This window comes from Streptomyces sp. NPDC018026, assembly GCF_044327745.1.
Lineage (GTDB): Bacteria > Actinomycetota > Actinomycetes > Streptomycetales > Streptomycetaceae > Streptomyces > Streptomyces rubrogriseus.
The window spans coordinates 158,294-170,823 of sequence record NZ_JBIRFY010000011.1 but is presented as its reverse complement, the minus strand read 5'-3'; the positions used below and the strand labels follow the sequence as shown (position 1 = coordinate 170,823).

5 protein-coding genes, 1 tRNA gene and 1 pseudogene are annotated in these 12,530 nt (G+C 73.4%); 2 read left to right on the top strand and 5 right to left on the bottom strand.

The window, feature by feature from the left end; genetic code table 11:
• Positions 1-49: 49 nt before the first annotated feature.
• Together ACH4D3_RS29680 and ACH4D3_RS29675 are read left to right on the top strand one after the other, a co-directional pair.
• A pseudogene (locus ACH4D3_RS29680) lies at positions 50-472 on the top strand (ATP-binding protein); the annotation flags it as partial.
• 478 nt (positions 473-950) lie between these two features.
• A complete protein-coding gene (locus tag ACH4D3_RS29675; protein ID WP_398328204.1) occupies positions 951-2,816 on the top strand; it encodes a LuxR C-terminal-related transcriptional regulator in 1,866 nt (621 codons plus the stop codon).
• Positions 2,817-2,924: 108 nt separating this feature from the next.
• Here ACH4D3_RS29675 and ACH4D3_RS29670 read toward each other — a convergent pair.
• From ACH4D3_RS29670 to topA, 5 genes are all read right to left on the bottom strand, one after another.
• Positions 2,925-3,001: transfer RNA gene (locus tag ACH4D3_RS29670), tRNA-Thr, on the bottom strand.
• A gap of 105 nt (positions 3,002-3,106) precedes the next feature.
• Positions 3,107-4,726 carry an alpha/beta hydrolase gene (locus tag ACH4D3_RS29665; protein ID WP_398328201.1) on the bottom strand — a complete coding sequence of 540 codons (1,620 nt, stop codon included), beginning with the start codon at positions 4,724-4,726 and terminating at the stop codon, positions 3,107-3,109.
• A 79-nt stretch (positions 4,727-4,805) separates the two neighbouring features.
• Positions 4,806-6,011: a DNA polymerase III subunit delta' gene (locus tag ACH4D3_RS29660; RefSeq protein WP_398328198.1), complete on the bottom strand. Its 1,206-nt coding sequence runs from the start codon at positions 6,009-6,011 to the stop codon at positions 4,806-4,808.
• 176 nt (positions 6,012-6,187) lie between these two features.
• Positions 6,188-9,430 carry a dTMP kinase gene (tmk, locus tag ACH4D3_RS29655; RefSeq protein ID WP_398328195.1) on the bottom strand — a complete coding sequence of 1,081 codons (3,243 nt, stop codon included), beginning with the start codon at positions 9,428-9,430 and terminating at the stop codon, positions 6,188-6,190.
• 106 nt (positions 9,431-9,536) lie between these two features.
• Positions 9,537-12,419 (bottom strand): type I DNA topoisomerase, encoded by a 2,883-nt coding sequence (gene topA / locus ACH4D3_RS29650; RefSeq protein ID WP_398328193.1) that lies wholly within the window; start codon positions 12,417-12,419, stop codon positions 9,537-9,539.
• Between the last annotated feature and the right edge of the window lie 111 nt (positions 12,420-12,530).

Below are 12,530 nucleotides of genomic sequence, written 5' to 3'. Positions count from 1 at the left end.
CAGGGATATCCCTCGACACGGTGAGGCGGCGGTAGGGCACCATACGGTCATGACCGAATGGCTGCTCGGACGTGAGGACGCGCTCGAAGTCGTGGGCGGCGTCGTGGACCGGGGCGGCAGCGCGGTCACCGTCGGAGACCCGGGCGTCGGCAAGAGCAGCCTGCTGAAGGCCGCCGCCGAGCTGGCGCGGCGTCAGGGGCGAAGGGTGCTGTCCGTCGCTCCGACGCGGTTCGAGCGGGGGCTGCCCTTCGCGGGGCTCGCCGAACTGATCGGTCAGTTCCCGGAAGGGTCGGACAGCGGTCTTCCGGGTCCGCAGCGGCGTGCGCTCGACGTCGCCCTGCAGCGGGCCGAACCGGCGCAGGCCGCGCCCGACGCGCTGGCCGTGCCGATGGCGGTACGGGGTCTGCTGACGCGGCTGTGCGCGTCCGAGCCGATCGCACTCCTCATCGACGACCTGCAGTGGCTGGACCAGGAGAGCGTCGGCACCCTCGGTTTCGCGCTGCGCGGTGCCTTCGCCGAGCCCCGGCACCTGAGTGTCCTGGTCGCGACCAGGCCGGATCCGGACACCGGTACGGATTTGATCCGTTGCCTGGCCGAACCGCGGCACGAGTTCGTCCTGCGGCCCCTGTCGGACGAGGCGATAGGCCGACTGCTCCGTGCGCGTCTGGGCCCGGGGTGGACTCCGCCCGTGAGCGCCGGAGTGGCCCGGGCGAGCGGCGGGAACCCGTTCCTGGCCCTGGAGATCGCGCGGGCCTCCGACCACGGCCGTGTCCAGGTCCCGCCGAGCCTGGCCGAACTTCTCCGTAAGCGGTTGGCGCGGCTGACTCAGGACGCGCGGGAGGTGCTTCTGCTGGTCGCCGTGGCGGGGCGGTTGACGGTGCCGCAGGTGCAGCGGACCGTCGAGCGGGCCCGGCTGTGGGCCGGCCCTGGAAGCGGCGGCCGACGCGGACGTGGCGACGGTGGGCGCCGGATCGGTGATCGGCTTTTCCCACCCGTTGCTGGCGTCGGCGGTGTACGACGACGCCACGCCGGCCGAGCGCCGCCGGGCGCACCGGGTGCTCGCGGAGACGCTCCAGGATCCGGTGGAGCGTGCCCGCCATCGTTCGAGGTCGATCACGGCCCCCGACGAGGTGGTCGCCGCCGATCTGGAACGGGCCGCCGAACTCTCGAAGGGCCGTGGGGCTCCGCAGTCGGCCGGCGAGTTGCTGGAGGGAGCCGCGCTGGCCACCCCCGCCCCCGCCGACACCAACGCGGACGCCGACGCCAACGCCGGGCTGGAACGCTGGCTGCGCGCGGTGGACACCTACAGCGAGGCGGGCAACGCGGGGGCGTCCCGGGCGGCCCTGTGCAAGGGGGCGGGGCTTGCCACGACCCCGGAACAACAGGCCCAGGTGCTGGTCCGGCGGATCCGGCTGGCCCAGGACGTACCGACCGCCCGGGCCCTCGCCGAGCAGGTGCTGCGGCTGGTGCCCACCGGAAGCGGGGCCCGCCCCGAAGTCCTCTGCAACCTCGCGTCGGTCTGCCGCCTGCAGGGCGACGGTACGCGTGCCCTGGAACTGGCCCGGAACGCGGTCACCGAGGCGGCGGCGGCGAAACGCCCGGACATTCAGCTCATCGCGCTGATCGAGCGGCTCGCGGTCGAGCAGCTCTGGGGTGCGGGCGCGGACCTGCGCGAGGAGTCGTCCCGCGCCATCGAGGAGCTGGCCCGCGACGCCCGGCTGCCCATGTCGTTCCTCGCTCTGACGCGCAGTTTCAACGCTTCCTGGGACGACCCGATGGCCGACAGACACGCCCGGGACGGCATCGAGTGGGCGGTCGAAGCCGGCCAGTACGGCGATCTGCCGAGGCTGTACGTCGGCCTGATCGTCGTCCTCATCCGCAAGTCGAAGGTGCGCGAGGCCCGGGCCGCGCAGGACGAGGCGGCCCGATCGGGCGCGTGGGCGCCCGCCATCCGCGACTGGGCCTTCAACGCGCAGAAGGACGTGGTCGACATCCTCGTCGACTCCCACGCCGGCGAGCTGGACGCGGCGCGCGAACGGGCCCGGACCGCGCTCGCCCGGCCCGGCACCCAGGAGTCGACGTATCTTCGCGGTGCCTTCCTGGCCCTGCTCGGATTCGTCGAGACCTCCGCCCGGAACTGGCAGGCGGCCCTCGAAGCGCTGCGCGAACTCGCGGAGATCTTCGCGAAGACCGGGATGGTCGACCTGGAGTCGCTGCTGTGGGGCGTCGACTACGCGGACGCCGCGTTGCAGGTCGGCGCGACGGAGGACGTCGAAGCGGCCGTCGCCGTACTGCGCCGCCAGGGATCGGCGGGCAAGCCGGAGGCCGCGGTCGCCGCGGACCGCTGCCAGGCCCTGCTGACGGCCGCGCGGGGGGACGTGGACGACGCCCTGGCCAAGCTCCGCGAGATCGTCGACCGCCCGGGATCCGAGAGTCCCTTCGAGGCGGCGCGGTCCCGGCTGGCCCTGGGGCAGGTCTACCGCCGCGCCGGATACCGGGGCCGGTCCGCCCAGACGCTGGCAGCGGCGGCGGACGCCTTCGACGAGCTCGGCACCCCACGCTGGGCGGAGCGGGCCCGGGACGAGGCCGGCCGGGTCGCCCCGCACTCCACGACGAGCACGCTCACGGCGACGGAACACCGGGTCGCCGAGCTCGTCGCGGCAGGACGGTCCAACCAGGAGACCGCCGACGAACTCTTCGTGTCGGTCAAGACCGTGGAAGCCAATCTGACCCGGATCTACCGCAAGCTCTCCGTACGGTCCCGGACCGAACTCGCGAACCGCATGGGCACCGCGAAGCCGGGCCCGCAGCACTGACCCCCCCACCGGGCACCGCCGTCCCCTCCGACGCCCGTCAACCAACGGACCGGACCATCCCGTTCAAACAAAAACCCCAGGTCACGGGCAATGTGACCTGGGGTTCAATGGAGCCGCCTTCGGGATTCGAACCCGAGACCTACGCATTACGAGTGCGTTGCTCTGGCCATCTGAGCTAAGGCGGCGCGCCGTGCACCCATGGTGCGATCAGCAACGTCGGTAAGTCTACACAGTTTCGCGGGGTGCTCCGAACCCGCCCCGGAGGCGTGGGCTCCGGGGCGGGGCGGGGGTCACGAGCAGCGCTTGCCGTCCTCCGGGGCGGTGCCGGTCAGCAGGTACGTGTTGATCGCGGAGTCGATGCAGGAGCTGCCGCGGCCGTACGCGGTGTGGCCGTCGCCCTCGTAGGTGAGGAGGTGGCCGGAGGCGAGCTGGTCGGAGAGGGCCTCGGCCCAGCGGTAGGGGGTGGCCGGGTCGCGGGTGGTGCCGACCACGACGATCGGGGTGGCACCGGCCGCCTCGATGCGGTGCGGCTCCCCCGTGGGCTTCACCGGCCAGTACGCGCAGTTCAGAGAGGACCAGGCGAGGCCCTCGCCGAAGACCGGGGACGCCTTCTCGAAGTCGGGGAGGGCGTCGCGCACCTCGTCCGGGGAGGAGAAGGCGGCGGGGAGGTCGAGGCAGTTCACGGCGGCGTTGGCGAACATCAGGTTGCTGTAGCCGCCGTCGGCCTCGCGCTCGTAGTAGCTGTCGGACAGGATCAGCAGGCCCGCGCCGTCCTTCTCCTTGATCGCCGCGGTCAGGGACTCGCGCAGTTGCTGCCAGGCGCCCTCGTCGTACATCGCCGCGATCACGCCGGTGGTGGCGAGGGACTCGGTGAGCTTGCGGCCGTCGGCGTCCCCGGCGGGCAGGGGCTTCGCGTCCAGGTCGTCGAAGAAGGACTTCAGGTTCTTGCCGACCTGGTCGGGAGTGGTGTCCTTGCCGCCGAGGGGGCAGTCCGGCTGCCGTACGCAGTCCTTCGCGAAGGACTGGAACGCCGTCTCGAAGCCCTCCGTCTGCTCCAGGTTCAGGCGGCGGGCGGGCAGGGAGGGGTCCATCGCGCCGTCCAGGACCAGGCGGCCCGTCCGGTCCGGGAAGAGGCCGGCGTAGGTCGCGCCCAGGAAGGTGCCGTACGAGGCTCCGACATAGGTCAGCTTGTCGTCGCCCAGCACCGCGCGCAGGACGTCCATGTCGCGGGCCGCCTCGACCGTGGAGACGTGGCGCAGCAGCTTCGGCGCGTCGGCCCCGCAGCCCTCGGCGAACTCCTTGTAGGCGTCGACCAGCTCGTCCGTCTCGCCCGCGTCGTCCGGGGTGACGTCGGTCCGCGTGTACGCGTCCATCTCGCGGCCGTCCAGGCACTCGACCGGCTCGCTGCGGGCCACGCCCCGGGGGTCGACCGCGACCATGTCGTACTGGGCGCGGACCTTCGCCGGGTAGCCGATGCCCGCGTACTGCTGGAGGTAGCCGATCGCCGAGCCGCCCGGTCCGCCCGGGTTGACCAGCAGCGAGCCGAGGCGCTTGCCCGGCCCCGTGGCCTTCTTGCGGGCCACCGCGAGCCGGACGTCGCCCTCGGCGGGCTTGGCGTAGTCGAGCGGGGCCTTCATGGTGGCGCACTGGAAGCCGGGGACGCCGCAGTCGCGCCAGGCGAGCTTCTGCTCGTAGTACGGCGACAGCTCGGCGGGCGTGGCCTTCGGCAGTGGGGTCAGGGTCGTCGTGGCCGCCTCCGTCGAGCCGGCCGCCTCCGCCGCGGGGGATCCGGCGGACGTCGACGCGCCCCCGGCCGAGCAGGCGGTGGCGAGCAGCGCGGCAGTGAGCAGCGTGGCCCGGAAACGGGTGCCGCCGGTGCGGGTCCTGCGGTGAGTGCGCCTTGTGTGCATTCACCGAGCGTAACTCTCCGCGACGACGTCATCGCGGTGCGTGGCGCGCGTGCCCCGTACGTGTTACGGCGTCAACCGCTCAGCCGGATCTGAGCGCCATGGTCATCGCCTCCACCGCCAGCAGCGGGGGCACATTGCGGTCCAGTGCCTCTCCGCAGGCCGCGACCGACTCGATCCGGCGCAGCGTGGACTCGGGGGTGCTGCCGCGGGCGAGCCGCTCCAGGGCGTCCTCCGCGTCGGCGTTGGCGATGGCCACGCGGGAGCCGAGCTGGAGCGCGAGGACGTCGCGGTAGAAGCCGGTCAGCTCGCTGAGGGCGAGGTCGAGGCTGTTGCGCTGGGTGCGTGCCCTGCGGCGCTTCTGGTCGGCCTCCAGGTCCTTGATCACGCCCGCCGTGCCGCGCGGGAGCCGGCCGCCCTGGGCGGCGCCGAGGGCCGCCTTCAGTTCCTCGGTCTCCTTGGCGTCCATCTCCTCGGCGAGCTGCTTGGCGTCCTCCGCCGCGGCGTCGACCAGCTCCTGGGCCGCCTTGAGGGCGCCGCCGACGTCCTCGACCCGCAGCGGCAGCTTCAGCACGGCGGCCCGGCGGTCCCGGGCGGCCTTGTCGGTGGCCAGGCGGCGGGCGCGGTCGATGTGGCCCTGGGTGGCGCGGGCCGCCGCGGCGGCGACGTCCGGTTCGACGCCCTCGCGCCGTACGAGCATGTCGGCGACGGCCTCGACGGACGGCGTGCGCAGGTTCAGGTGGCGGCAGCGGGAGCGGATCGTGGGCAGGACGTCCTCGACGGAGGGGGCGCACAGCAGCCACACGGTCCGCGGGGCCGGTTCCTCCACGGCCTTCAGGACGGCGTTGGCCGACTTCTCGTTCAGCCGCTCGGCCTCCTCGACGAGGATGATCTGCCAGCGACCGTTCGCGGGTGAGGTGAACGACTTGCGGACGGTGTCCCGCATGTCCTGGGCGCGGATCTCGGCGCCCATGGCGACCACGGTGCTCACGTCCGCGTGGGTGCCGACCAGTGCCGTGTGGCATCCGTCGCAGAAGCCGCAGCCGGGGACGCCGCCGAGGGCGCGGTCGGGGCTCACGCACTGCAGTGCGGCGGCGAAGGCCCGGGCCGTCTGGGCCACGCCGGAGCCGGGCGGGCCGGTGAACAGCCAGGCGTGCGTCATGCTCGTCGACTGCGGCAGCGGGCCCTCGGCCGCGGCGGCGGTGACGAAGGCGTCGGCGTCCCGGGCAGCGGCGGCGAGCGGCTCGCACACCTTCTCCTGCCCGACGAGGTCGTCCCACACGGTCATGGGTCACGCCGTCCTTCCCTCACACATGGCCCTCACACACGGCCCTCACACATGGCCCTCGCAAAGAGCCACCACACCGGGCCACCACACCGAGCCGTGACGCCGGGCCGCCGCGCCGATCCGCGTCGCGCCCTCCATTGTGCGGGGCGGCACCGACAACGCGGCGGTCCCGGTGCTCAGCGTCGTCCCCGGCCCCTGCCCCGGCCGCCGCGGCCCTCGTCGTCCCGGCCGCCCTCGTCCTCGTCGTGCGGCCCGAGCAGTTCGTCCGCCAGCGTCGGCAGGTCGTCCAGCGGGGTTTCCTCCGCCCAGTCGGAACGGCGCCTGCGGGACGGCGGTGCCTGGTCGGGGTCGATCCGGGGCAGCTCACGCGTGCGGTCCCGGGCCTCCTCGGCCGGGCTCTCCTCCCGGAAGTAGCCCGGCGGGACCCGGTCGGCGGGGTCGTCCCCGCGCACGGGCGGCAGGACCGCCGTCTCGTCGGCGTCCCGCGGCTCCACCGCCGGAAGCACCGCCGTCTCGTCCGCCGCGCCGGACGGCACCGGCGGCTTGGGCAGTTCGGTCGTCACCTCGGACTCGGACTCGCCGCGAGCGCCCCGGGCGTCGGTGCCCTCCTCGGCGTCGTCGGCACGGTCGTCGCCGGGCGTGTCCCGCACCGGCCGCAGGACCGCCGTGTCCTCCACCGGCCCGCCGGAGGCGTTGGTCGGGGTGACGATCGGGGTGGGCACGGTCGCCGCGTCGTTGGGGGCCGGGGCGGCCGGCTCCGGGCGGGGTGCGTCCGCCGCCGCGGGGGCCGCCGACTTGGGTCCGGCGGCGGCCGCGGCCGCCGCCTGCTCCGCCGCCCGGCGCGCCTCCTCGGCGCGCAGCAGGGCCTCCTCGGCCTTGCGCTGCTTCTCCAGACGCCGGGCCTCGGCCTCGGCCCGCAGCCGCTCCTCCTCCTCGGCCTGCTTGCGGCGCCGCTCCTCCTCGGCCCGCAGCCGTGCCTCCTCCTCGGCGCGTGCCTTCTCCTCGGCCAGGAGCCGGGCCCGCTCCTCCTCGGCCTTGCGGCGCGCCTCCTCGGCCCGCTGCCTGGCCTCCTCGGCCTGCCGCTCGGCCTCGCGCCGCTGCGCCTCCTCCAGCTCGCGGCGCTTGCGCTCCTCCTCCTCGGCGCGCACCCGCGCCTCCTCCTCGAGGCGCTCGCGCTCCAGGCGCTCCTCCTCGGCCTTGCGCGCGGCCTCTTCCTCGGCTTTGCGGCGGGCTTCCTCCTCGGCCTTGCGGCGCGCCTCCTCCCGGGCCTTGATCTCGGCCTCGGACAGCGGCAGCACCTGGTCGAGCCGGTGGCGTACGACGGTGGTGACGGCCTCCGGCTCCTGACCGGCGTCCACGACGAGGTAGCGCCCGGGGTCGGCGGCGGCCAGGGTGAGGAATCCGGAGCGCACGCGCGCGTGGAACTCGGCGGGCTCCGACTCGAGGCGGTCCGGCGCCTCGGTGAACCGCTCGCGGGCGGCCTCCGGCGCCACGTCCAGCAGGACGGTCAGGTGCGGTACGAGCCCGTTGGTGGCCCAGCGGTTGATACGGGCGATCTCGGTCGGCGACAGGTCGCGGCCGGCGCCCTGGTAGGCGACCGAGGAGTCGGTGTAGCGGTCGGAGACGACCACGGCGCCGCGCTCCAGGGCGGGCCGCACCACGGTGTCCACGTGCTCCGCGCGGTCGGCGGCGTACAGCAGCGCCTCCGCGCGGTGCGACAGCCCGGCGCTGGAGACGTCCAGCAGGATGGAGCGCAGGCGCTTGCCCACCGGGGTCGCCCCCGGCTCGCGGGTGAGCACGACCTCGTGCCCCTTGCCGCGGATCCACTCGGCGAGGGCCTCGGCCTGGGTGGACTTTCCGGCGCCGTCGCCGCCCTCCAGGGCGATGAAGAAGCCGGTCGCAGCCGATGTCGGCACCGGGTCGTCGCCGCCGAGCAGCGCGTCCCGCAGGTCGTGGCGCAGCGGCACGCCGGAGCGGTCGTCGACCTTGGCCAGTACCAGCGCGGCCAGCGGCAGCAGCAGCGCGCCGAGCAGCATCAGGACGAAGGCGGCGCCGCCGTGGGCGAAGACGAACCTGCCGTTCTCCAGCCGGTGCGGTCCGATCGCCGCGGCCAGCACGGGTCCGACGACCGCGCCGAGCGCCACGTAGACCCGGACGACGGCGTGCAGGTGCTCGGTGGTCCGGGCCCGGCGCTGGTCCTCGGTCTCCTGGTCGAGCAGCGCGTGCCCGGTGTTGGCGGCCACGCCCGCGCCGACGCCGGACAGCGCGAGGAGCAGCAGCACGGTGGTGTCGTCCGGGACGAGACCGGCGGCCAGCAGGGTGACGCCGACGAAGGCGATCGCCAGGGCGAGCAGCCGCCGGCGGGACAGGGAGGGCAGCAGGGCGGGGGCGGTGCGGATGCCGACGACGACGCCGCCGGTCAGCGCGCCCACGGCCAGGCCGTAGAGCACCGGGCCGCCGCCCAGGTCCTTGGCGTGCAGCACCGCGACGGCGACCGTGGCGGCCACCACCGCGGCGACCGCGGCGCAGGCGAACACCAGCAGCGGGAGCGCTCCGGTGCGGCCCTTGTCGACGCCGCCGCCGCTCTTGGGGCGGCGCATGCCCTCCAGCGGCGACCGCGCGCGCGGGGTGCGCACCGCGGGCAGCTCCAGGAAGCTCACCACGGACAGGGACGCGGCGAACAGGCCGGCCGCCACGTACGAGCCGAGCGCCGCCTGGTGCTCGGCGAACCAGTCGACGCCGGCGCCCAGCAGGTTGTTCAGGAGCCCCGCGACGACCAGCACGGCGGCCGCGAGGGGGATCGCGACGAAGCTCGTGCGCAGCGACAGGCGGCGCAGCGCGTCCATGTGGTCCGGCAGCGGCCGCACGGTCGCGCCCTCCAGGGGCGGGGCGGGCAGCAGCGCGGGGGCCGCGCTCTCCCGGCACACCGTCCAGAAGCGCTCGGCGACTCCGGTGACGAAGGCGGTCACCAGGAGGTAGGCGAGCGCGTCGTCGGGCGTCCAGTCGATCCACAGGGGCGCGACGATCAGCAGCGCGGCACGCAGCCCGTCGGCGCCCACCATGGTCCAGCGCCGGTCGAGCGGGCCGTCCTGCGAGGTGAGCGAGGTCAGGGGCCCGAGCAGGACCGCGCCGAAGAGCAGCGTCGCCAGGATCCGGACGCCGAAAACGGTCGCCACTGCGAACGCCACGCCGCGGTAGCCCCCGCCGAAGGAGCCCGCGCCGATCGCGGCCTGGACCACGAGGAGGACCAGCACCAGGAGGGCGAGGATGTCGCCGACACCCCCCACGAGCTGTGCGCTCCACAAACGCCTCAGCTGCGGGCGGCGCAGCAGGGCGCGGACGGCGCGCTCGCGGGAGTCCGCGACCAGGGCGTCGTCGGGGGCGGGGTGAGGGGCCGTTGGCTGCTCGGCTCGCGTCATGCGTTCAGCCTATCGGTCGCCGCCGACAGTCCGGTGTGCCCGGCCGGACGTACGTCCGCCCCGACACCGAATCGATGCCGGGGCGTTCGTTTCGCGAACAGCGCGCTCAGTCCTCCGACGCCTTCGACGCGGTCGCCTTCTTCGTCGCGGTCTTCGTCGCCGTCTTGGCGGCCGTCTTCTTCGCGGTGCTCTTGGCGGCGGTCTTCTTGGCCGTGGTCTTCGCGGCGGCCGTCTTCTTGGTGGCCGTCTTCTTGGTGGCCGTCGCCTTCTTGGCCGGAGCCTTCTTGGCGGCCGTCTTCTTCACGGCCTTCTTCGCCGTCTTCTTGGCGGGCCCCTTGGCACGCTTCTCGGCGAGCAGTTCGTAGCCCCGCTCGGGCGTGATCTCCTCGACGCTGTCGCCGGAGCGCAGGGTCGCGTTGGTCTCGCCGTCGGTGACGTACGGGCCGAAGCGGCCGTCCTTGACCACGACCGGCTTCTCGCTGACCGGGTCGGTGCCCAGCTCCTTCAGCGGCGGCTTGGCCGCGGCCCGGCCACGCTGCTTGGGCTGGGCGTAGATCGCCAGCGCCTCCTCCAGCGTGATCTCGAAGAGCTGCTCCTCGGTCTGGAGGGACCGCGAGTCCGTGCCCTTCTTCAGGTACGGGCCGTAGCGGCCGTTCTGCGCGGTGATCTCCACGCCCTCCGCGTCGGTGCCGACGACACGGGGCAGCGACATCAGCCTCAGGGCGTCGTCGAGGGTCACCGTGTCCAGCGACATCGACTTGAACAGCGAGGCGGTGCGCGGCTTCACGGCGTTCTTGCCGGTCTTCGGGGTGCCCTCGGGGAGCACCTCGGTGACGTACGGGCCGTAGCGGCCGTCCTTGGCGACGACGGCGTGGCCGGTGGCCGGGTCGGTGCCCAGCTCGAAGTCGCCGCTCGGCTTGGCGAGCAGTTCCTCCGCCAGCTCCACGGACAGCTCGTCCGGGGCCAGGTCCTCGGGGACGTCGGCGCGCTGGTGGTTCTCGGCGTCCTTCTCGCCGCGCTCGACGTAGGGGCCGTAGCGGCCGACACGCAGCTTGATGTCGTTGCCGACGGGGAAGGAGGACACCTCGCGCGCGTCGATCGCGCCGAGGTCGGTCACCAGCTCCTTGAGGCCGCCGAGGTGGTCGCCGTCGCCGTTGCCCGCGTCGGCCGCGCCGCCGCCGCCCGTGCCGTCGCCCTCACCGAAGTAGAAGCGGCGCAGCCACGGCACCGACTGGGCCTCGCCGCGGGCGATGGCGTCGAGGTCGTCCTCCATCTTGGCGGTGAAGTCGTAGTCGACGAGCCGCCCGAAGTGCTTCTCCAGGAGGTTGACCACGGCGAAGGAGAGGAAGGACGGGACGAGTGCCGTGCCCTTCTTGAAGACGTAGCCGCGGTCCAGGATGGTGCCGATGATCGACGCGTACGTCGACGGACGGCCGATCTCGCGCTCCTCCAGCTCCTTGACCAGCGACGCTTCGGTGTAGCGGGCCGGGGGCTTGGTGGCGTGGCCGTCGACCGTGATCTCCTCGGCCGTCAGCGCGTCGCCCTCGGCGACCTGCGGCAGGCGGCGCTCGCGGTCGTCCAGCTCGGCGTTCGGGTCGTCGGCGCCCTCGACGTAGGCCTTGAGGAAGCCGTGGAAGGTGATGGTCTTGCCGGAGGCGCTGAACTCGACGTCCCGGCCGTCGGAGGCGGCGCCGCCGATCTTGACCGTGACGCTGTTGCCGGTCGCGTCCTTCATCTGGGAGGCGACGGTCCGCTTCCAGATCAGCTCGTACAGCTTGAACTGGTCGCCGGTCAGTCCGGTCTCGGCGGGCGTGCGGAAGCGGTCGCCGGAGGGGCGGATCGCCTCGTGCGCCTCCTGCGCGTTCTTGACCTTGCCGGCGTAGGTGCGCGGCTGGGGCGGCAGGTAGTCGGCGCCGTACAGCTGCGTCACCTGGGCGCGGGCGGCCGAGACGGCCGTGTCGCTCAGGGTCGTGGAGTCCGTACGCATGTAGGTGATGTAGCCGTTCTCGTACAGCTTCTGGGCGACCTGCATGGTCGACTTCGCGCCGAAGCCGAGCTTGCGGGATGCCTCCTGCTGCAGCGTCGTCGTACGGAACGGGGCGTAGGGCGAGCGGCGGTACGGCTTGGACTCGACCGAGCGGACGGCGAAGCGCGTGTTCTCCAGCGCGGCGGCGAGCGCGCGGGCGTTCGCCTCGTCGAGGTGGAGGGTGTTCGCGCTCTTGATCTGCCCCAGGGAGTCGAAGTCGCGGCCCTGCGCGACACGCCGTCCGTCGACCGTCTGGAGGCGGGCGACCAGCGACGACGGGTCGGAGGCGTCTCCCGCGCGGCCGGTCGCGAAGGTCCCCGTGAGGTCCCAGTACTCGGCGGAGCGGAACGCCATGCGCTCGCGTTCCCGCTCGACGACGAGGCGGGTGGCGACGGACTGGACACGGCCGGCCGACAGGCGCGGCATGACCTTCTTCCACAGGACCGGCGAGACCTCGTAGCCGTAGAGGCGGTCGAGGATGCGGCGGGTCTCCTGGGCGTCGACGAGCTTCTGGTTCAGCTCGCGCGGGTTGGCGACGGCGGCGCGGATCGCGTCTTTGGTGATCTCGTGGAACACCATGCGCTTGACCGGGATCTTCGGCTTGAGGACTTCCTGCAGGTGCCAGGCGATGGCCTCGCCCTCGCGGTCCTCATCGGTGGCGAGGAAGAGTTCGTCGGAGTCCTTCAGCAGGTCCTTGAGCTTCTTGACCTGGGACCTCTTGTCCGCGTTGACCACATAGATCGGCTGGAAGTCGTGTTCGACATCCACACCGAGGCGGCGGACCTCGCCGGTGTACTTCTCCGGCACCTCCGCCGCGCCGCTGGGAAGGTCGCGAATGTGCCCGACGCTCGCCTCGACGACGTAGCCAGGGCCGAGATAGCCCTTGATCGTCTTCGCCTTGGCAGGCGACTCGACGATGACGAGTCGGCGGCCGCCCTTCGCGGTCTCGCTGGTCGGGGACAACTTCGCTCTTCTCTCCGGTCGACGCTGGGCCTCCCCAGGCCGTGGTCCCGGGTCGGGTCGTTCTGTGTTTCGATCGTGACGCTGCGGAGTGTGACGGTACCTCCCGCCCCC

Excerpts from the sequence above, each read along its gene's own strand:
- ACH4D3_RS29660 (WP_398328198.1), bottom strand. The coding sequence starts at position 6,011 with ATGACCGTGTGGGACGACCTCGTCGGGCAGGAGAAGGTGTGCGAGCCG.
- ACH4D3_RS29665 (WP_398328201.1), bottom strand. The coding sequence starts at position 4,726 with ATGCACACAAGGCGCACTCACCGCAGGACCCGCACCGGCGGCACCCGT.
- tmk (WP_398328195.1), bottom strand. The coding sequence starts at position 9,430 with ATGACGCGAGCCGAGCAGCCAACGGCCCCTCACCCCGCCCCCGACGAC.